The sequence below is a fragment of the Pseudarthrobacter sulfonivorans genome (assembly GCF_031454915.1).
Lineage (GTDB): Bacteria > Actinomycetota > Actinomycetes > Actinomycetales > Micrococcaceae > Arthrobacter > Arthrobacter sulfonivorans_C.
This window is the reverse complement of the sequence record NZ_JAVDRS010000007.1, coordinates 190,353-209,706: the sequence shown is the minus strand read 5'-3', so window position 1 is coordinate 209,706 and position 19,354 is coordinate 190,353. Positions and strand designations below refer to the sequence as shown.

The 19,354-nt window shown below is 67.0% G+C and carries 16 protein-coding genes, 1 pseudogene and 1 riboswitch; of the genes and pseudogenes, 11 read left to right on the top strand and 6 right to left on the bottom strand.

What is annotated here, in order from left to right; all coding sequences use genetic code 11:
* The first annotated feature begins 89 nt into the window (after positions 1–89).
* Positions 90–1,046, top strand: coding sequence for a hypothetical protein (locus tag J2808_RS16320; RefSeq protein WP_309818691.1), 957 nt, complete (start codon positions 90–92; stop codon positions 1,044–1,046).
* A gap of 105 nt (positions 1,047–1,151) precedes the next feature.
* On the opposite strand, the gene J2808_RS16315 is transcribed toward J2808_RS16320, so the two are convergent.
* From J2808_RS16315 to J2808_RS16305, 3 genes are all read right to left on the bottom strand, one after another.
* Positions 1,152–2,333 (bottom strand): cation:proton antiporter, encoded by a 1,182-nt coding sequence (locus J2808_RS16315; protein ID WP_309818689.1) that lies wholly within the window; start codon positions 2,331–2,333, stop codon positions 1,152–1,154.
* A gap of 5 nt (positions 2,334–2,338) precedes the next feature.
* Positions 2,339–2,821 (bottom strand): cation:proton antiporter regulatory subunit, encoded by a 483-nt coding sequence (locus J2808_RS16310; RefSeq protein ID WP_190990410.1) that lies wholly within the window; start codon positions 2,819–2,821, stop codon positions 2,339–2,341.
* 135 nt (positions 2,822–2,956) lie between these two features.
* Positions 2,957–4,363 (bottom strand): MFS transporter, encoded by a 1,407-nt coding sequence (locus J2808_RS16305; protein WP_309818685.1) that lies wholly within the window; start codon positions 4,361–4,363, stop codon positions 2,957–2,959.
* Positions 4,364–4,556: 193 nt separating this feature from the next.
* Here J2808_RS16305 and J2808_RS16300 point away from each other — a divergent pair, with 193 nt between their 5' ends.
* The 6 genes from J2808_RS16300 to mnhG are packed head-to-tail and all read left to right on the top strand — an operon-like array spanning position 4,557 to position 11,051.
* Complete coding sequence (locus J2808_RS16300) at positions 4,557–7,655, top strand: Na+/H+ antiporter subunit A (protein WP_309818683.1); 3,099 nt, start codon at positions 4,557–4,559, stop codon at positions 7,653–7,655.
* A complete protein-coding gene (locus J2808_RS16295) occupies positions 7,652–8,233 on the top strand; it encodes a Na(+)/H(+) antiporter subunit C (RefSeq protein WP_309818682.1) in 582 nt (193 codons plus the stop codon). Before J2808_RS16300 ends, J2808_RS16295 begins: the two co-directional genes overlap by 4 nt.
* Complete coding sequence (locus J2808_RS16290) at positions 8,230–9,837, top strand: Na+/H+ antiporter subunit D (protein ID WP_309818680.1); 1,608 nt, start codon at positions 8,230–8,232, stop codon at positions 9,835–9,837. The genes J2808_RS16295 and J2808_RS16290 overlap by 4 nt, the downstream gene beginning before the upstream one ends.
* Positions 9,834–10,379 (top strand): Na+/H+ antiporter subunit E, encoded by a 546-nt coding sequence (locus tag J2808_RS16285; RefSeq protein ID WP_309818678.1) that lies wholly within the window; start codon positions 9,834–9,836, stop codon positions 10,377–10,379. The genes J2808_RS16290 and J2808_RS16285 overlap by 4 nt, the downstream gene beginning before the upstream one ends.
* A complete protein-coding gene (locus J2808_RS16280) occupies positions 10,376–10,654 on the top strand; it encodes an MrpF/PhaF family protein (RefSeq protein ID WP_309818676.1) in 279 nt (92 codons plus the stop codon). The genes J2808_RS16285 and J2808_RS16280 overlap by 4 nt, the downstream gene beginning before the upstream one ends.
* On the top strand, positions 10,644–11,051 hold the full coding sequence (gene mnhG / locus J2808_RS16275; protein WP_309818674.1) for a monovalent cation/H(+) antiporter subunit G: 408 nt from the start codon (positions 10,644–10,646) through the stop codon (positions 11,049–11,051). The genes J2808_RS16280 and mnhG overlap by 11 nt, the downstream gene beginning before the upstream one ends.
* Before the next feature lie 70 nt (positions 11,052–11,121).
* Here the strand turns inward: mnhG and J2808_RS16270 are convergent, their stop codons facing one another.
* Positions 11,122–11,385, bottom strand: coding sequence for a DUF4235 domain-containing protein (locus J2808_RS16270; RefSeq protein WP_309818672.1), 264 nt, complete (start codon positions 11,383–11,385; stop codon positions 11,122–11,124).
* Positions 11,386–11,559: 174 nt separating this feature from the next.
* On the opposite strand from J2808_RS16270, the pseudogene J2808_RS16265 reads away from it, so the two are divergent.
* A pseudogene (locus tag J2808_RS16265) lies at positions 11,560–12,518 on the top strand (IS481 family transposase).
* Positions 12,519–12,531: 13 nt separating this feature from the next.
* Here the strand turns inward: J2808_RS16265 and J2808_RS16260 are convergent.
* A complete protein-coding gene (locus J2808_RS16260) occupies positions 12,532–13,074 on the bottom strand; it encodes a heme-degrading domain-containing protein (protein ID WP_309818670.1) in 543 nt (180 codons plus the stop codon).
* Positions 13,075–13,130: 56 nt separating this feature from the next.
* A riboswitch (TPP riboswitch) is annotated at positions 13,131–13,267 on the top strand.
* Between the two features lie 70 nt (positions 13,268–13,337).
* Here J2808_RS16260 and J2808_RS16255 point away from each other — a divergent pair.
* From J2808_RS16255 to J2808_RS16245, 3 genes are read left to right on the top strand one after another with little or no spacing between them, the layout of a single operon-like run.
* Positions 13,338–13,988: an ECF transporter S component gene (locus tag J2808_RS16255; RefSeq protein ID WP_309818668.1), complete on the top strand. Its 651-nt coding sequence runs from the start codon at positions 13,338–13,340 to the stop codon at positions 13,986–13,988.
* Positions 13,988–15,619, top strand: coding sequence for an ABC transporter ATP-binding protein (locus J2808_RS16250; protein ID WP_309818666.1), 1,632 nt, complete (start codon positions 13,988–13,990; stop codon positions 15,617–15,619). The genes J2808_RS16255 and J2808_RS16250 overlap by 1 nt, the downstream gene beginning before the upstream one ends.
* Complete coding sequence (locus J2808_RS16245; RefSeq protein ID WP_309818665.1) at positions 15,616–16,410, top strand: energy-coupling factor transporter transmembrane component T family protein; 795 nt, start codon at positions 15,616–15,618, stop codon at positions 16,408–16,410. The genes J2808_RS16250 and J2808_RS16245 overlap by 4 nt, the downstream gene beginning before the upstream one ends.
* A gap of 49 nt (positions 16,411–16,459) precedes the next feature.
* Here J2808_RS16245 and J2808_RS16240 read toward each other — a convergent pair whose 3' ends face one another.
* Positions 16,460–19,318 (bottom strand): GNAT family N-acetyltransferase, encoded by a 2,859-nt coding sequence (locus J2808_RS16240; protein WP_309818791.1) that lies wholly within the window; start codon positions 19,316–19,318, stop codon positions 16,460–16,462.
* Between the last annotated feature and the right edge of the window lie 36 nt (positions 19,319–19,354).

The following is a 19,354-nucleotide window of genomic DNA, read 5'->3' as shown; positions in this document are numbered from 1 at the left end:
TCGCCACTCGCTGCGGAAGTGAGGCCGGACTCCTCCTCCACACTGTGGATAACCGGCCTGGGTCGCGGTGGCTGTGCCAACAATGGGTCATGCGGCAGCCTTCAGCCCTCCCTGACCACCTCGCGGGACGATCGTTCACCCAGGCCCAACAGGTCCAGGCCGGCGTACCGGCAGGACGTGCGTGGCGAAGCGATCTTCGTGTGACCAGCCGGGGCGTGCGCGTTCCGTGGGGCGAAGGGCAGCCACTGCGCCACACCTGCACTCTGCTGTCCGCGCTGACCCCGGGCGCAGTCTGTTGCCTCGCCACGGCGGCGCAACTGTGGGGCTGCCCTCTGTCGCTGGAACTTCAGGATGACCTGAAGATCCATTTATCAATGGTGGGCGGCGGTACCCGTCCAGTGCGAAAAGGGGTGGCCGGTCACCGGTTGTCCCTCCGCCCACAGGATATGGCAATGCTCGACGGCGTCCCGGTCACCTCGCCTGCGCGGACGTGGCTGGACCTGGCCTCGGTCCTGGGCCTGGAGGACCTGGTGGCCGCAGGGGACTACTTCATCTGCAGCCAAGCCAGGAGCTTCGGGCCAAGGAAGGAAGCGTTCTGTTCGCTTGAGGACCTGCGGGAGCAAGTGCAGTCCACCCCGGGTGTCCGGGGAATCCGTGCGGCCCGGCAGGCTTTGGAACTGTGCCGGGTGGGCGCTGACTCGCCACCGGAGACGCGGCTGCGGTTGGCGATGCGACGGGCCGGCCTGCCGGAGCCAGCCCTGAGCTACGTGGTGCTTGACCGCACGGGAGGGGAACTGGCCTGGCCGGACATGGCGTTTCCGAAGTTCAAGGTGGCCGTCAACTACGACGGGCATCACCACCTGGAGGCCCGCCAGCGCGAATCCGACATCCGCCGGGACGAGTCCATTGCCGCCGTCGGCTGGCACTCGGTGACACCAACGGCCGGCCACGTGCGGACCTGGGGCTTCGATGGATGCGCGCACCGGGTGCTGGATGCCCTGGTCCGGGCAGGCGGGCGGAGCGAGCGGCGACATCTCAGCGCTTAGACCGGCGCTTAGTGCCGAGAAGTCGCCACTCGATGGGTTGGCAGCGTGCGCAATGGGTGGGCTGGATGCATGGGCTTCGGGGAGGCGGCCTCGGCCTGCGCGAATTTACGCGCGGGCCGGTTCTGCAGCCGGGGGCCGGAGCGCCTTGACCACAGGCTCCACGTAGCGGGCGGCCAGTGGCCCGATGATGGCCATGAGCAGGACGTAGGCGGTGGCAAGAGCCGCGAGTTCGTCCGGGACCACGCCGGAGGCCACGGCCAGGCCGGCGATGACGATGGAGAACTCACCGCGGGCTATCAGGGCCGCCCCTGCGCGGAACCGGCCAGGGCGAGCGATGCCTGCCTGCTTGGCGGCCCAGATGCCGGTGAGCATCTTGGTGGCGGCGGTGATGACAGCCAGGATCAGCGCCCAGCCGAGGACGGGCGGGATGGAAGCAGGATCCGTGTTGAGCCCGAACGCCACAAAGAAAATGGCGGCAAACAGGTCCCGCAGGGGCTCCAGGATGCGCGTGGCGTTGTGGGCAGTGGCGCCCGAGATGGCGATGCCGAGCATAAACGCGCCCACCGCCGCCGAGACCTGCATGGCCGATGCAAGGCCGGCCACCAGCAAGGCCAAGCCAAGCAGGTTGAGCAGGAACACCTCGGAGTTTTCGCTGTGGACTGCCTTGGACACATGGTGGCCGTGCCGCAGGGCCACCATCAGGACGATGGTGACCACACCCAGGGAAATGGCCACAGTGGTCAGCCCGCCCAGGAAGCTCACACCGGCGAGGGTGGCAGTGAGGATAGGCAAGTAGACGGCCATGGCCAGGTCCTCGAACACCAGGATGGACAGCACCACAGGCGTTTCCCGGTTGCCGAGCCGGCCAAGGTCCGTGATGACCTTCGCAGCGATACCGGAGGACGAAATATACGTGACGCCGCCCATGACCATGGCGCCCACCGGGCCCCATCCCAATAGGAACGCAATCGCGGCGCCCGGCAGGAAATTCAGCACCAGGTCAAGAACACCGGCCTGCCAGGATCTGCGCAGACCGGTGAAAAGCTCGGCAGCCGTATATTCCAAACCGAGCATAAGCAGCAGGAGGATCACGCCGATTTCGCCGGAAAGATGGGCGAATTCCTTCATGCCTTCAAGCTCAACCACGCCGCCCGCACCGAAGGCGAGTCCGCCAACGAGGTATAGGGGGATGGGTGACATTCCGATCCGTCCGGCCAGCCTGGCCAACAGGCCAAGGCAGAACACAACGGCCCCCAGTTCAATGAGGGTCAGGGCCAGCGGGTCCATAGTGCTCAGCCGTTGCGGAGGATATCGGCCGCCGAGTCGAGGCCTTCTTGCGTTCCCACTGCGACGAGCAGGTCACCGGAATGAAGTACGACGTCGGGTCCCGGCGACGGGAGCACCTCGCCTTCCCGCATGATTGCCACAATGGAGACACCGCAGCGGGTGCGGATGCATGCCTTTCCCATGGGCTGGTTCTGGAACGGGGAATCCGGGGCAATGGAGAACTGCCGGGTCACGATGCCGGGCACGTCCCGGTGCTCTTCCGTCAGCTTCATGGCCAGGTGCTGCCCGCCCAGGAGGTTGCCCAGGGTGGCTGCTTCATCCCCGGTCAGGGGAATGGAGGCCTGGCAGGTGTCGGGATCATCCCAGGTGGAAACGATAAGTTCCGTCTGGCCTTCCCGCAGCTCCACGACGCCAATGCGGCGGCCGGAAGCCGTCATGAAATCCTTCCGCCGGCCCAGGCCGGGGAGGTCCGTCTCGTCCACGTTCATACGTCCAGCCTAGTCTCCGCAGGCCGGTTTAGGGTGGCGTGAGTGACCCGGCGAAACACCGGGCCGCCGCGAGGGCTGACGGCGCCGGGAAGCCGTGTCGGAAGCGGTGTCTGGACGCGGTGCCTGCGGAAGGCGTTAGGACGCAGGGACCAAGGCGATAGAGGTCTTGTTCGGCGGCTTCACCGGCAAGAGGACCAACAGGCCGGCGAGCAGCACCACCATGATGCCCAGGATTCCCCAGCGTTGGGCCTCGCCGGGAGCAACCAGGGGCGTGGCAACCGTGATGCACAGGGTGAACAGCGCCGGCGCCAGGAAGCTCACGGCACGGCCGGTGGTGGCGTACAGGCCGAACAGTTCGCCCGTCTCGCCGCTGGGAGCCAGCCGGGCCAGGTAAGCCCGGGACGAGGACTGGGCCGGGCCCACGAAGAGGCAGAGGAACAGGCCGAAAACCCAGAAGGTGGTGCTGCCGGCCCACGCGGATCCGAAGAAGACGTAGTCGACGTTGCCGAGAGCCAGGATCATGGTGCCGGCGATCAGCAGCCCCACGAGGGAGCCCATGATCACGGCCTTGGGCCCCACCCGGTCGTCCAGGAAGCCACCAATGATGGCGCCCACGGCCGCCACCACATTGCCGAAGATGGCGAAGAAGATGACCTGCGACAGTTCGAAGCCGAACGTGCCGGCTGCGATGATCCCGCCGAACGTGAAGACTGCCGCGAGGCCGTCGCGGAAGACGGCACTGGCGAGGAGGAAGTAAATGGTGTGCGGGCTGGTGGCGTAGATGGCCTTGATCCGGCGGACCAGCAGGCCGTAGGAGGTCAGGAAGCCGAGCGGTTTGGCCCGGGCCGGCCGCGGAAGTTCCGGCACCGCGAACAGGACCGGCAGGGCGAAGATGAAGAACCACAGGGCGGAGAACACCGCCACGAGCCGGATGTTGAGGCTGTCTTCGGTGGAGGCGCCGAACCAGTCGAAGCTCGGCTGCACAAAGAGTTGCAACACAATCAGCAGGGCCACAATCCCGCCGAGGTAGCCCATGCCCCAGCCAAACCCGCTGACCTTGCCGATATTTGTCGGCGTGGAGATCTGGGCCAGCATGGCGTTGTAGTTGACGCCGGCGAACTCGAAGAACACGTTCCCCAACGCAATCAGGGTGACGCCCAGCAGCAGGAACTCAGGGCGGGGGAACACAAAGAAACACAGCCCGGTCAGGATGGCCACGGCGGCCGTGTTGACCCCCAGCCAGAGCTTGCGGCGCCCGCCGTTGTCCGAACGCTGCCCTGTTACGGGAGCGAGCAGCGCGATGGCGAGGCCGGCGATGGCCAGGGCGCCGCCGAGGACGGCCGAGGCCTGGTCCTCACCGCCGAAGGCGTTGGACGTGAGGTACACGGTAAAGACGAAGGTTGTCATCACTGCGTTGAAGGCCGCCGAACCCCAGTCCCAGGCAGCCCAGGCGAGCACGCGCCCCTTGCCGGCGGGTTGGTGTCCGGACGCGAGTTCCGACGACGGCTGCGTGGCCTCAGGGGGAGCGCTGGCGGTGTTCATAGGCTGAATGCTATCCGCCCGTGGCGAACACCGCGGGCATAGTACGCCGGACACTCGGCAAAATCGAGCCGCCGGCGGTCATGGGCCGGGAAAATCGCCGAAATGACTTGATAAACTGTGGCCACCGAACCTAACGATTGACCGCCTGCCCTAACTTTTTGACAAATGAACGCCTGACGTTGCGGAGAAAACAGTGATCACAGTCCTTGCCGTGCAGTTTACGGTGGCTGCTGTGGCGCCCCTCCTGTTCAGGCTTTGGGGCCGTAACGCCTTTTACGCGCTGGCCGCTGTGCCCGCTGCGTCCTTTGCCTGGCTGCTGTTCCAGCACGGTGCCGTGTACTCCGGTTCCGGGGCTGTCACCGAGGTCATCCCGTGGATTCCCGGGCTGGAACTGGAGTTCGCCTTCCGGCTGGACCCGCTGGCCTGGGTAATGTCCCTTCTTGTCCTGGGCGTTGGTGCCCTGGTGCTGGTTTACTGCGCGCGGTACTTCAGCAAAAAGGACCAGGACCTGGGCGGCTTCGGGGCCCAGCTGCTCGCCTTCGCGGGCGCGATGTTTGGCCTTGTGGTGGCGGACGATCTTCTCCTGCTGTTCATCTTCTGGGAACTCACCACCATCCTGTCCTACCTGCTGATCGGCTTCGCCCGCACCAGGCTGGCTGCCCGGCGCTCGGCGCTGCAGGCCCTGATGGTCACCACCGCCGGCGGCCTGGCCATGCTGGTAGGCCTGATCATGCTGGGCCACACCGCCGGAACGTACCGGATCTCCGCGATCCTGGCGGAGGCTCCCACCCTCACAACAGGACCAAGCAGCGCGATGGTCGCCGCCGCCGTCGTACTTATCCTTGTGGGTGCCATCAGCAAATCCGCGCTGGTTCCCTTCCACTTCTGGCTGCCGGGAGCCATGGCGGCTCCCACCCCGGTCAGTGCCTACCTGCACGCCGCGGCGATGGTGAAGGCCGGGATCTACCTGGTGGCCAGGCTCGCGCCGGGATTTTCGGACACCGCATATTGGCAGTCCATAGTGCTCGGACTGGGCCTGGCCACCATGCTGGTGGGTGGCTACCGGGCGCTCCGCCAGACTGACATCAAACTCATCCTGGCCTACGGCACCGTCAGCCAGCTGGGCTTCCTGGCCATGGTGGTGGGCCTCGGAACGCCGGATGCTGCCCTTGCCGGCCTGGCAATGCTCCTGGCCCACGGGCTGTTCAAGGCCACCCTGTTCCTGGTGGTGGGCATCATTGACCACCAGTCCGGAACCCGTGATGTCCGCCAGCTCTCCGGCGTCTTCCGCTCGTCCCGGGCGCTCGGCATCGTGGCCGGCATCGGCGCCGCGTCGATGGCCGGTGTCCCGCTGCTGGCGGGTTTTGTGGCCAAGGAATCGGTGCTGGAAGCCTTTGTCCACCACGCTTCGGACGGGGACTCCTGGAGCATGGCGGTGCTGGCGGGCATCGTCCTGGGCTCCATCCTGACCTTCGCCTACAGCGCCCGCTTCATGTGGGGGGCATTCGCTGTCAAGCCCGGCGTCGGGCCCACACCGTTCAAGGCCGTCAGGCCGTCTTTCCTGGCCGCCCCTGCCCTCCTCAGCATCCTCAGCATCGTTTACGGCCTGTGGCCCGCCCCGGTGGACGCGTGGATCCAGCCTTACGCGGCACTCTTTGCCTCCACCGCGGCCGACGCCGGCACCCCGGCCGAGCAGGCAGGGCACCTTGCGCTGTGGCACGGGCTGACCCCGGCCCTCGGGCTCACGGCGCTCACGTTCGCGCTGGGCCTGGCCATGCACTTTGGCCGGACCCTGGTGGAACGCGCGCAGTCCCGGGTGCCCGGCTGGATCGACGGCGACCGCATCTACCAGCTCAGCATCGGCGCGCTGGATGACACTGCAGTCTGGGTCACCGGCCGCACGCAGCGCGGTTCGCTGTACTTCTACCTTTCGGTCATTCTCTCCATGGCGTTTGCCCTGCCGCTGACCACCATGCTCGTGGCAGGCAAGCCGATTCCGGAGAACCTGTACTTCATGGACCCCTACTCGCCGCTCCAGCCGGTGGTGGGCGCGGCGATTGTGATCGGCGCGCTGGCCGCGGTCAAGGCCAACAGACGGTTCCTCGCCGTGCTGATGGTGTCTGTGACGGGGTATGGAATCGCCCTGATGTTCGCGCTCCAGGGCGCGCCGGACCTGGCGCTGACGCAGATGCTGGTGGAAACCATCATCCTGGTGGCCTTTGTGCTGGCCATGCGCAGCCTCCCCGCCGAGCTTCGCGACCGTACCGGCGGCAGGTACCGGGTGGTCCGCGTCATCATCGGCGCCGCTTTCGGCGTCACCATGGTCTTTGCCGCCATCTACTCAATGGGCGCCCGGGTGGCCGTTCCGGTGTCCCTGGAGTTCCCGCGGCTTGCCTATGAGGGCGGCGGCGGACTGAACGTGGTCAACGTGACCCTGGTGGATATCCGGGCATGGGATACCTTCGGGGAAATTTCCGTCCTGGCCCTCGCTGCCACCGGCGTCGCCAGCCTCATCTTTGTCCGCGGCCGCGGCGACCGGCTGAAGCTTTCATCCACCGTTGCCGAGGGCAGCGTTGGACGGCAGTCCGCGCTGGATCCGGGTTCGCGGGAAGCCGCGGCGCTGGCCATCAGCCGGAAGTTCGCCGCCTCGGCCCGGGACGCCTGGATCGTGGCGGGGCGGACCCTGGCACCTGAGCGGCGCTCCATCATTTTCGAGGTGGTCACAAGGCTGATCTTCCACTCCCTGATCATCTTCTCCCTCTACCTTCTCCTGGCCGGACACAACCTGCCGGGCGGCGGATTTGCCGGTGGCCTGACGGCGGGCCTGGCCCTGACCATCCGGTACCTGGCCGGCGGGCGCTTCGAGCTGCGGGAGGCCACGCCTGTAGGCGCCGGTACGCTGCTGGGGATCGGGCTCGCGACGGCGGCGGCGTCGGGTGTGGTGCCGCTGCTTCTGGGCGGACAGGTGTTCCAGTCCGCCATTATCGAATTCTGGCTGCCGGTGTTCGGCGACATCAAGTTCGTCACCTCCACCATTTTCGATATTGGTGTGTACATCGTGGTGGTGGGCCTGGTCCTGGACGTGCTGCGCAGCCTCGGCTCCGAGATCGACGAACATTTCGAGGAGCAGGCGGCCGCGCCTGCCGAGGAAGACTCCGCAGAGGAATGCTCAGCCGAAGAGGCCCTTGCGGAGAACGCCCTTGCCGGGAACGTTCTGGCCGCTGCCGGCCCCGCCGAGGGGAACGAACCCTCGGGCATGTCCACCGAAACCACTGCGAAGGGCCAAGGATGAGCGTCAACCTGACCCTGCTGATCGTGATGGGTGCACTGTACGCGTGCAGCATCTACCTGATCCTGGAACGCAGCCTGACCCGGGTGCTGCTGGGGCTGATGCTCCTGACCAACGCCACCAACCTGCTGATCCTGACCACCGGCGGCTACGCCGGCCTGGCACCGTTCTTCAACAAGGACACCGGGGCCGACGAGTACGCCGACCCCCTCCCGCAGGCCCTGATTCTCACGTCGATCGTCATCTCGTTCGCCGTCACAGCGTTTATGCTCGGCATCATCTACCGCACCTGGGTGCTGGCGCGCCAGGACGAGATCCAGGACGACGTCGAGGACCGCCGCGTCGCCGCGACGCCAAGGTTCGACGCCGAGGACGACGCCGAGATCCCGGCAGAGACATCCGAGTTTCCCCTGACCATGCTCGGCAGCGACGGCAGCGGTATTTCCGATCATGCAGACCACGCACAGTCCGGCGAAACGGTCGTAGCGGGTGCCAAGAAAATTCCTGCCACGGATGCCGCCGCCGAAGAACAACCCGGCTCACGGAACGTGACCCCTGGCCCCGAAGGAGGTGTGAAGTGAACATCGCAAGCTTTGCCCCGCTCGCCGTCCTATTTCCCATCCTCGGCGCCGCCCTGACCTTCCTGCTGTTCCGGAACTCGCGTGCGCAGCGCGCCGTGAGCATCGCCGTGCTGTCGCTGACGCTGCTGCTGGAGTGCGTCCTGCTTGCATCGGTCTGGGACGGCGGTACCGCCGCCGTGAACATTGGCGGCTGGCTGCCGCCCTGGGGCATCACGATGGTGGTGGACCAGTTCTCCTCCCTCATGCTGGTAGTGTCTTCCGCCGTCAGCCTCGCGGTGCTTGTCTACGCCACCGGGCAGGGCATGGCCGACGGCGACCAGGACGCCCCGGTGTCGATCTTCCACCCCACGTTCCTGATCCTCGTGGCCGGCGTGTCCAACGCGTTCCTGTCCGGGGATCTCTTCAACCTCTATGTCGGCTTTGAGATCCTCCTGACCGCAAGCTACGTCCTGATGACCCTGGGCGGTACCGGGCCACGTATCCGGGCGGGCGTCACCTATGTGGTGGTCTCCGTGGTGTCCTCGGTGCTGTTCCTGATCTCGATCGCCATGGTCTATGGGGCTACCGGAACCGTGAATATGGCCGACCTCGCCATCAAACTCGCTGACCTGGACGAGGGAACGCAGACCCTGCTGCATGTGATGCTGCTGGTGGCCTTTGGCATCAAGGCGGCCGTGTTCCCGCTGTCCTTCTGGCTGCCTGACTCCTATCCCACCGCGCCGGCTCCGGTCACGGCGGTCTTCGCCGGCCTGCTGACCAAAGTCGGCGTGTACGCGATGGTCCGGACCGAAACACTGCTGTTCCCGGGTGACAGCCTGAACACGCCGTTGATGGTGGCGGCGTTGCTGACCCTGGTGGTGGGAATCCTGGGCGCCCTGGCCCAGAGCGACATCAAGCGTCTCCTGTCCTTCACCCTGGTAAGCCATATCGGCTACATGGTGTTCGGGCTGGCGATGTCCTCCGTGGCCGGGCTGGGCGCCGCCGTGTTCTACGTGGCCCACCACATCACCATCCAGACCAGCCTCTTCCTGGTCACGGGCCTGATCGAACGGCGTGGCGGCAGTTCCTCGGTGGACCGGCTGGCGGGCCTGGCCAAGCTCTCGCCCGTGCTGGCACTGCTGTTCTTTGTGCCGGCCATGAACCTGGCCGGCATCCCGCCCTTCTCCGGATTCCTGGGCAAGGTGGGGCTGATCCAGGCCGGAATCGAACTGGGCACGCCGCTCGCCTACGCACTGGTGATCGGCGGCGTAGTCACCAGCCTGCTGACGCTCCTGGCCGTCGCGAGGGTCTGGAACCGTGCCTTCTGGCGCAAGCCCTCGGATGCCGAGCATCCTGACCCCGTCCTGCTGGCCGTGCCCGAGGAATCGGACACCGGCAGCCGGGCGGGCCGCAGCAACGTTACGCTGCTGCCCCGCACCATGGTTGGCTCAACGCTCGGCCTGGTGGTCCTTGGTGTGTCCCTCACGGTCTTCGCCGGGCCGCTGTTCCGGGTCGCGGACCAGGCAGCGGAGGAAATGCTGGACAGGTCTTCCTACATCCAGGCTGTGCTGGGTGAAGACACCGAAGTGCCGCCTCTGGCGCTGAAGTCCGGAGGGGGCAAATGAGCCGCCGGCGGATTTCCCTGCGCCAGGAGCTTCCGCTGCTGGTTTGGCTGGTGATTGTCTGGGGCGCGCTCTGGCAGGACTTCAGCCCCGGTAACCTGCTCTTTGGTGCCCTGCTCTCCGTGCTGGTGGCGCGCATGTTCTACCTCCCGCCGGTTGAACTCAGCGGCCGCTTCAACATCCTGCACGCCGTTCCCTTCGCCCTGCGGTTCCTCGCCCGGGTGGCGGCAGCGAGCGTCGAGGTCATGTACCTCGCCGCCGTCCGCGGACCGAACGTGATTAACGCCGTCGTCGCTGTTCCACTGCGCAGCCACCAGGACCTGATGGTCACCGCCGTAGGGCACGTGATCTCACTGATCCCCGGTTCCCTGGTGGTGGAAGTGGACCGTTCAACGTCCACCCTGTACCTGCACGCGCTCAATGTCAGCACAGCCGAGGGCGCGGAGAACCTCCGCAACGAAGTCCGCACCATCGAAGCCCGGCTGATCAGGATCATGGGCAGCCGGGAAGAACTGGAACTAGTCCGGCAGGAGGCCGCAGCATGATGCAGACTGTCCTGACTGTCACGGCAGTCATTCTTTCGCTGGCTGCTGGCGGCGCCATCATCCGGATTGCGCGCGGCCCTTCGCTGCTGGACCGGGTGCTGGCCTCCGATGTCCTGCTGGCCATCCTCGGCGCGGCGCTGTGCATCGACATGGCCGTCAACCGGCACCTGAACAACCTGATGCTGCTGGTGGCGCTTTCCGTCGTCGGTTTCATCGGCTCTGTGACTGTTGCCCGCTTTGTGGCCGACCGGCGGGAGCAAACCCATGAGTCCTGAGGCGAGTGTTGTGGATAACGTCATCGATACCGTGACGGCGGTGTTCCTAGTGGTGGGTGCCCTGATGTCCCTGGCCGCCGCCATCGGCCTGCTGCGCTTCCCGGACCTGCTGAGCAGGATGCACGCGGCAACCAAGCCGCAGGTGCTCGGGCTGTTCCTGCTGCTCGCGGCCATCGGCCTGCAGATGCGGACGTGGTGGGTGTGGCCGGTGCTGCTGGTGGCGTGGATCTTCCAGCTGCTGACCGTACCCGTGTCCGCGCACATGGTGGGCCGCTCCGGCTACCGCACCAAACACCTGCACCGTGAGCTGCTCAGTTCCGACGACCTGGAAGCCGTGGTGCAGAAGGCGGCACAGTCCTCCCGCGAGAACGCGTCCGACGGCGACAGCCGGGACTGAGCTGTCAGTAACCGCCGGGGTAATCACCCGGCGGTTACTGACTGGGGCGTGAGCCTGTCTGGCAGCTCGGCTAGACGATGTCCTGGCTCTTGGCGAAGCGGGTGATGGCCCGCTGCGTGCCGCGGTTGGCGAGCACCTGGATGATGGTGCTGACCGAGGCTGAAATCAGCGCGAACGTCAGCGCCGAGTGCAGGCTGGTGGGGGTGTCTTCGTCCTTGCCTGTGGGCGGCTTGCGGCCGGTGGACTTTTCCCAGATGGCGTTGACCACCTTGGTGCCGACAAATCCGGCGCCAAGGCTGACTCCTGTGCCGAGCAGCTTGATGAACAGGTTCATGTGTTGAACTCCTTGTGGGCGGATCGGGGACTGCCTTTAGCCTAACGTCATCGGGCCGGGGGGCCAGCACCTAGCTGTACTTGGCCATGAGCTTGGTGACATCAGTCTTGAAGTGAGGAGGGCCCCCGGGGCTTAGTGGAGGTATCTGACATCTTCACGGCCACGGAGGTCCTCATGTCCCACGCTAATGCCCGTCTGACCTTTCATGGGAGATTTCTTCTCGTTGAAAGAGTGATCGGTGATCATCGGCCCGTTGCCCACGTCGCGAAGGAACTGGGTGTCTCCCGGCAATGCGCCCACGGCTGGGTGAAGCGGTTCCGGGCGGAGGCTGAGGCCGGTCTTCTCGACAGATCCAGCCGCCCTCACCGGACCCCGTCCAAGACCAGCGCCGAGCGGGAGGCCGCGGTCATCGCCGCCAGGACGGAGTTAAAGTGCGGGCCGGCGCGGTTGAGCCGTGCCACCGGGGTTCCCGAACGAACCATCTCGCGGATCCTCACCCGATGCGGGCTCCCACCTCTTGCTGCCTGCGACCCCGTTACCCGTGCCCTCATCCGGGCCACACGGTCAACGGCGGTCCCTTACGAACGCCAGCGCCCGGGAGAGCTGACCATGTGGACGTCAAGAAACTCGGAAGGATCCCTGACGGCGGGGGCTGGCGCGCCCATGGCCGCTCGGAGAAGGTCCGCGGGCGCGGCATTGGATTCGACTACATCCACGCCGCCATCGATGACCACACCCGCCTGGCCTACGCCGAAATCCACCCGGACGAGAAAGGCCCGACCGCGGCGGCATTCCTCCTCCGAGCCGCCGGGTTCTTCAAAGCGCAGGGCATCAGGACAATCGAACGCATCATCACCGACAACGCCTTCGCCTACCGGAAGTCCGCCGCTTTCAAGGCCGCCGCGGCACAGCTCGGCGCCGAACAGCGGTTCATAAAACCTCACTGCCCGTGGACTAACGGCAAGATCGAGCGTTTCAACCGGACCCTGGCAGCCGAATGGGCCTACGCCAAGCCATTTACCAGCAACATCGAACGAGCTGCGGCACTTGACCCGTGGCTGAACTACTACAACACTGAACGCATCCACGCCGCCATCAAAGGCACCCCGATCACGCGAGTGTCACTAACCTAATGGCCGGGTACACCTAGCCCGTCCGCATCGACGTCAGGATTTCCCGCAGCGCCTCCACTACGAGGTCGTGGTCCTGCTGCTGGGGCAGGCCCGAAACCGTCACCGTGGCCACCGCACCGACTCCCTTGACGTAGAGCGGGAAGCATCCGCCGTGGGCTGCGTAGGTGGACTCGTCGTACCAGCCCTGGTCCTCGATCCGGCCGCCCCGCAGCCTGCCTTGCAGGCCCACCAGCAGCGACGGGACCTCATACCGTGCGGCCGTGCGCTGCTTCGCCCGGATCCAGTGCTCGTTATCGGGTGTGGCGCCGTCCAGGGCAACGTGGAACAGGACCTGGTCACCCTTGGTGATGTCGATGGCGATGGGCAGCTTCCGGGTCTTGCCAAGCTCCACCAGCAGCAGCCCCAGGTTGAGGGAATCGTCCTTGGTGAACCGCGGGAACTGCAGTTCACCCACCTCGGCCTCGATTCTTGCTATCAGGGCTTCGAGCGCCTCCTTGGGCTGGCTCTCGCCGGAGTCGGGATCGAACACGGTCATACGGGGGGATTCGGCTGTCATGGCCCACAATCTACCCCGCCTGCGGTGTAAACTGGACACGCCCATCAGGGCAGATTTATTTACGACAGGGGAGCGCCGCCGTCGGTCACTGCAGCAATGCAGCCGGTGGAAGGGCGCTGAGAGTGCGGACATCCGCAGACCCTCGAACCTGATCCGGTTAGTACCGGCGCAAGGGAGTCGAGCTTCTCAGAGTGTCCGGATCCGGGCGGCGCAGGCCGTGCCGAAACCGCGAACTCTCCCCTCTTGTACCTCAGGAGGCAGAAATGACAACAGTAGGCACGAAGAAGACCGGCTATACCTGGCGCGTTGTGGACATCGTGGTGGCGGCATTGATCGCCATCGCAGGCGGTGTCATCTTCTGGGCCTGGTCCCAGGGTGCGGCGCTGTTGTCCGCGCCGATGAACGCCACATACCCGCCCCTCACCGGCCTGATCGCCGGCGGCTGGATGATTCCCGCCGTCCTGGGCATGCTCATCATCCGCAAGCCGGGCGCGGCCCTGTTCTGCGAGGCGGTTGCCGCCACGGGCGAACTCATGATGGGTTCCCAGTACGGCACCACCGTTTTGATCTCCGGCGTCCTGCAGGGCCTCGGCGCGGAACTGGTGTTCTTCCTGCTGGTCTACGGCAACTTCAAGTACAAGTCCTTCCTGCACCAGAAGTACAACCTCATCACAGCCCTGTTGGCCGGGGCCGCGGCAGGACTTTTCTGCGGCCTGAATGACTCCTTTATGCCGTGGGGCTGGAACATCGCGTACGAGCCCGGCGACAAGCTGGCCTACATCGTCTTTTGCGCCATCTCCGGCGCCGTCATTGCCGGCGCCGTGTCCTGGGCTGCCACCCGCGGCCTGGCCAAGACCGGTGTGCTGAGCGCCTTTGCCTCCCGGAAGGCCGCCTCGGAGCCTGTCTTCAACTGATGGCGGCTTCCGACGCCGGCGCTTCAGGAGTGCGTCCCGCTGCGGTATCCGCCCGTGGCTGGGGCTGGCGGCACGCCGGCCGTGCCGCGCCCGCCATCCAGGAGCTTGACCTGGACATCGCGCCAGGGGAGCGCGTGCTGCTGCTGGGCCCCTCCGGTGCCGGCAAATCAACGCTGCTGCACGCGCTCGCCGGCGTGCTGGGGGATGAAGAGGACGACGCTGACGAGACCGGTTCGCTGCTGATCGACGGCGTTGCGCCGCGCAGCCAGCGTGGCCGTGCCGGACTCATGCAGCAGGATCCGGAAACACAGGTGGTCCTCTCGCGGCTGGGCGACGACGTCGCCTTTGGTGCCGAAAACCTGGCCGTTCCGCGGGACGAGATCTGGCGGCGCGTGGAGGAGGCGCTTGAGGACGTGGGGCTGCGCAGTGCCGGAGGCGCGGGGGGCGGTGCCGGCGCAGGTGCCGCCGCCGGGCTCCCGCTGGACCACCCGACGTCGGCCCTGTCCGGCGGCCAGAAGCAGCGGCTGGCGCTGGCGGGCATCCTTGCGATGCGGCCCGGGCTGATTTTGCTGGACGAGCCGACCGCGAACCTCGATCCCGCCGGTGTCCTGGAAGTCCGGGATGCAGTGGGCCGCTGCCTCGACAAAACCGGCGCCACGCTGGTGGTTGTCGAGCACAGAGTGTCCGTCTGGAAGGACCTGGTGGACCGGATTGTGGTCCTGCAACCGGGTTCGGCTTCCAGCTCAGGCAGCACTCCCGGCAGCTCGTCCGGCGTGCTCCTGGACGGCCCGCCGGACCAGGTGCTCGCCGAGGCTCGCGACATGCTGATCCGTGCCGGCGTGTGGGTGCCGGGCTACGTCCCGGCCACCCGCCCCCGTGCCGGAGATAACGGTGACAGTTCCGCCGTTGACGGGCAGCTGCTGCTGGCCGCCGAGAAAGTTGCCGTCTCCCGCGAGCGGCCACGCCGCCGCGGCTTCCGCACTATCCCCCCAGTGCCGGTGCTCACGGGCATCACCGCCCAGGTCCGCGCCGGCCAGGCTCTCACGGTCACCGGTCCCAATGGCGCCGGCAAGTCCACCTTCGCCCTGACCCTGGCCGGCCTTTTGGCTCCGGTGTCCGGAAAGGTGTCTGCCGCCGTCGAGCTTTCCGATGGTGCGGGAATCGATCCCTTCACGTGGAAAGCCAAGCAGCTGATTTCCCGCATCGGAACCGTGTTCCAGGAGCCCGAGCACCAGTTCGTCACGGGCCGGGTGCTGGACGAGCTGATGTTCGGTCCGCGTCACCTGGAGCATGGCGAGGAGCGGGTTGATGAGCTGCTGGAGCGGCTGCGGCTGACGCATCTGGTGGACGCCAACCCGTACACGCTGTCCGGCGGTGAAAAACGACGGCTGTCGGTGGCCACCGTCCTCGCGGCCCACCCGCGGGTGCTGGTCCTCGATGAACCCACGTTCGGCCAGGACGCCAATACGTGGGCCGAGCTCGCGTCGTTCCTGTCCGAACTGCTCGACGCCGGAACCTCCGTGGTTTCGGTGACCCACGACGTAGAGTTCAGCGCCGTCTTGGGCGGCACCGAACTGCGCCTGGGCCCTGCCTCATTGGGCGGCGCCCGCCAGGAAGCAGGGGCGGCATGAGGGACACACTCACCCTCCGGGGTAACTACGCGCTGCTGACGCGCGCCAATCCGCTGGCCAAGTTCGGCGCAGTTTTCCTCATCACGCTGGTGCTGGCACTGTCCATCGACTGGGTGTCCGCCTCAGTGGCACTCGCGGCTGAGCTGGCGATCTTCCCGCTCGCCGGGCTCACGCTGCGCCTGCTCTGGCAGCGCGGCTGGCCGCTCATCCTTGCGGCAGCGGTGGGCGGCTGGAGCACGGCAATCGTCGCGGCGGACAGCGGTGCTGTACTGCTCGACGTCGGGATCTGGTCCATCAGCGAAGGTTCCCTTCAGCTGGGGCTCGGTTTTATGCTGCGCGGACTCGCGATTGCCCTGCCGGCGATCCTGCTGATGACCTGTACGGACCCCACTGACCTCGCCGACGCCCTGGCGCAGAAGGCCCGCCTGCCGCACCGGTTTGTGCTGGGCACCCTGGCCGCGATGCGGCTCGTGGGACTCCTGGCCGAAGAATGGCAGACCATCGGCATGGCGCGGCGGGCCCGCGGTGTGGGCTCACACGGCAGCCCGCTGCAGCGGCTGCGGGCCACTCTCGGGCAGGGGTTCGGGCTGCTCGTCCAGGCGATCCGCCGTGCATCCCGGCTCGCCGTCACCATGGAAGCGCGCGGCTTTGGCACCGGTCAGCGCACGTGGGCCCGGGAATCCACCTATTCGCTGCTGGACGTCTGGGTGGTGCTGGGCGGTGTGCTGATCGCGGCGGTCGCGGTGGTTGCCGCTGCCGGGATGGGGACCTGGAACTTCGTCTGGCGGTAGCGGGCCAGGGACGAGGCCCGTGGGCTGGGCCGCATGTTCTGGTTCCGGGTCAGCGGGAACGCAACGGCTCGGACCGGTCGAAGCCCTCACGAGTCAGGAACCCCAGCTGGGCTTCCTTTTCTGCCAACTGGACGATGGGTCCGAGCTCGAAGCAGGTGGCCTCGAGCCGGCGCAGGGCCTTGGCGTTGCGGGCATCCGGCTCCACGATGATCCTGTCCTTGCCCGGCACGGAGAACATGTAGCGGACGAGCGATGCGCCGAGTCGCGGTGTGAAGTGAGGGACGGGCCGGGTGGACGGAGCCAGCAGCAGATGCATGCCGATGTCTTCCTCGCGGGCCGGGTAGACCTCGCCCACTGGGTCGTGCAGCGGCTCGTAGGTCTGGAAGAGCGCCATCGGCTCGCCGTCGAGCAGGACCAGGAAGGCATGGTGCGTGTCCAGGGAGTCGAGGAACTCGTAGATTTCCAGCACGTCCCCGCGCGAGTGCTCGGTCATGCCCCAGAACCTGGCCCGCGGCTGGGTGACCCATCCGTAGATGAGTTCGAGGTCTTCTGTGGGGACCAGCGGCACGATCCGCAGCGCCCCCCAGCCCTCGAGCTCTTCGGCGTGGACAGTGGCACGGACGGCGAAGTCCTGGGTGCTGGCGGTCATGGTTTCCTTAGGGGGCCGGGGGTCTGCTGAGGTTTCGGGGGTGGGCGTGGCGTCCGGGGTGGGCGGAGTGTCCGGGGTGAGCTGCGTCCAGTCCGTGACCACGGGAATCAACTCCCCGGCGGCCCACAGCGGCAACTGGTCCGCGAAATGGGGGTGCTCCGGGTTTCCCGCGGCGCCGAACGGGACAACCCAGCGGCTCTCCTGCCGGTGGGCCAGGTCCCACACATAACGGGCAACCGGTCCGCGGAAGCTTCGGTCCTCGACGCCGGGCAGGCTTTCGGTGGACAGCACACACCCGGTGTCACCGGCGAGCGGTGCCGTGGGGATGGCGTTGGCCAGGGCGCCTGGGAGTTCATGCACGGCCAGGAGCTGGTGGCGCCCGCCCCAGCTGTCATCGCGCGCCCCGGCCTCGTCCCGCGCCGCCTCGTCCCGCACAGCTTCCTCCAGTGCCGCTTCCTCCAGTGCCGCAGCCGCCTCGATGGCCGGGCTGATGCCGAGTTCCGGCCCCCGAACCAGCAGGGTTTCGAGGGCGAATCCCACCCGCGACGCCACCGACAGCCATGGCCCAAACAACGGCGCGTAGCCCGTGGGCGCTCCAAGCGGGGCCAGGGCGGGATGACGGGCAATGCGGCGGACCAGCATGCCACGCCACGTCGCGAAGCCGGCCGCCTCCGTGCTGCCGGCATCCATGCGCCCATCCCAGCCCAGGAGCCGCGCACGGAGGGTTTCCGCCTCGGCAGACAGCGAGCCGGCATCAAGGGTTTCAAGCAGCGCGCGTCCTTGGGGCCAGGGCCCCAAGGACGTGTCTGAGTGGATAGCCTGCATGCTGTCCGCCGTCAGTGGCCCGGGGTGGGCTTCCAGGAGCTCGCGGATGCGCCGGGCGCGGTGGGCAGGCGCGAACTCCATGCCAAGGGCGTCCCCACCGCCAGCATCGCGGTCGTTCGCGCTGACGGCAAAGCGGGTCACTTCGGAACTGGGCAAGGCTGCATATATGCCGGTCCAGGCATGTTCGGATGCGGTCGCCGGCACGGGCGTGCGGCGGTTGGCGTGGTTCCGCTCTGGCACCAGCCCGGCGAGGAAATGGCGTACGGTGCCCGCGGTGTCGGCCGCCACAACGCTGTTGACCGGCTCCACCCACTTAGCCAGTGCGCCTTCCACGTCGGCTACGGACCGGCTCTGCAACAGCGGCAGGAGGGCCTCGAAACCCAAGCGCGCCTCCACCCGGGCCGGAAACCGCAGGCTGAGGGCGCCGCCGTCGGGTCCTCCGGCAATGACGGGACCGCGGGCGGTCTCGATGATTTCGACCGCCACGGGGCTGCCGCCGCGGACTTGGAGGGTTTCCGTACCCACGAGGGCGGGTTCCCAGCCGAGCGGGCCGCGCGCCTCGATGCCGGACGGCGCAGGGCTTCCCGGCGCAATGCCTGCCTGCATGGTGCCGGATGATGCAGCCCCTGCCGGGACGCGGCGTAAATGCTCCTCGAAGAGGTCCTGGTAGTCGGCCATGGCGTTGGTAATGGCCCAGGCCGTGTGTCCGGTGTGGCCGAAGTGTGGCAGCCCGGGCACGCCGGGGAACGCGAAGCCAATGGCGTCGAACTCGGGGCACGCGAGCCGCACCTGCTGGTACACGCCGGGCAGTTCCAGGAGGCGGTGGGGGTCGCCGGCGATGAGCGGCTTGCCGCTTGCTGTCGCCGAGCCGTGCACGGCCCACGCATTGCTGCCGGACCACACGGGGGCCTCGATGCTGAACAGGCCGACGGCCTCGGGGCCCAGTGTCTTGCCGACGTGCGCACGGAAGAGTTTGTTGGGGAACGTGGAGAACAGAATGTGCTGGACCAGGAACACACCCAAGGGCGTCCATGGGTTCCAAGGCTCGGGCGCGGTGCCCGATTCCTTGAATTCGGACCCGCCGCGTAACCCGTCGGTCAAGGCCTGGTTGATTCCCGCCACGTAACTTTCGCACCAAAGCCGGGTGGCGTCGTCGAGCCCTTCGAAGCAGCGGCGGGCCGTGTCATCCAGCCTTGCCTGCCGGGCGAAGCGGTCCCAGTGCAGGCCGTCGGCACCCAGCATTTCGGCGGTGCGGCCTTCCGAGCGCCAGCGTTCGAGTTCGATCTGCCACGAGCGGTCCGTTGCCGCGTTAAGACCCTGGAGATGGGCGAGCTGGTCGGTGGACTCGGCCCACAGATGCGGAATCCCCCAGCGGTCGCGGTACGTGCCGGGGCCACCTGCCGGGGCGGGCCGGTGCGGCGGGGCAGGCGTCATAGTCACGGGCCACTTTCGAGCTTAGGTTAGGCTTGC

Excerpts from the sequence above, each read along its gene's own strand:
- J2808_RS16310 (WP_190990410.1), bottom strand. The coding sequence starts at position 2,821 with ATGAACGTGGACGAGACGGACCTCCCCGGCCTGGGCCGGCGGAAGGAT.
- J2808_RS16245 (WP_309818665.1), top strand. The coding sequence starts at position 15,616 with ATGAGGGACACACTCACCCTCCGGGGTAACTACGCGCTGCTGACGCGC.
- J2808_RS16250 (WP_309818666.1), top strand. The coding sequence starts at position 13,988 with ATGGCGGCTTCCGACGCCGGCGCTTCAGGAGTGCGTCCCGCTGCGGTA.
- J2808_RS16255 (WP_309818668.1), top strand. The coding sequence starts at position 13,338 with ATGACAACAGTAGGCACGAAGAAGACCGGCTATACCTGGCGCGTTGTG.
- J2808_RS16315 (WP_309818689.1), bottom strand. The coding sequence starts at position 2,333 with ATGGACCCGCTGGCCCTGACCCTCATTGAACTGGGGGCCGTTGTGTTC.
- J2808_RS16240 (WP_309818791.1), bottom strand. The coding sequence starts at position 19,318 with ATGACGCCTGCCCCGCCGCACCGGCCCGCCCCGGCAGGTGGCCCCGGC.
- J2808_RS16270 (WP_309818672.1), bottom strand. The coding sequence starts at position 11,385 with ATGAACCTGTTCATCAAGCTGCTCGGCACAGGAGTCAGCCTTGGCGCC.
- J2808_RS16285 (WP_309818678.1), top strand. The coding sequence starts at position 9,834 with ATGAGCCGCCGGCGGATTTCCCTGCGCCAGGAGCTTCCGCTGCTGGTT.
- J2808_RS16320 (WP_309818691.1), top strand. The coding sequence starts at position 90 with ATGCGGCAGCCTTCAGCCCTCCCTGACCACCTCGCGGGACGATCGTTC.
- J2808_RS16305 (WP_309818685.1), bottom strand. The coding sequence starts at position 4,363 with ATGAACACCGCCAGCGCTCCCCCTGAGGCCACGCAGCCGTCGTCGGAA.
- J2808_RS16280 (WP_309818676.1), top strand. The coding sequence starts at position 10,376 with ATGATGCAGACTGTCCTGACTGTCACGGCAGTCATTCTTTCGCTGGCT.
- mnhG (WP_309818674.1), top strand. The coding sequence starts at position 10,644 with ATGAGTCCTGAGGCGAGTGTTGTGGATAACGTCATCGATACCGTGACG.
- J2808_RS16295 (WP_309818682.1), top strand. The coding sequence starts at position 7,652 with ATGAGCGTCAACCTGACCCTGCTGATCGTGATGGGTGCACTGTACGCG.
- J2808_RS16260 (WP_309818670.1), bottom strand. The coding sequence starts at position 13,074 with ATGACAGCCGAATCCCCCCGTATGACCGTGTTCGATCCCGACTCCGGC.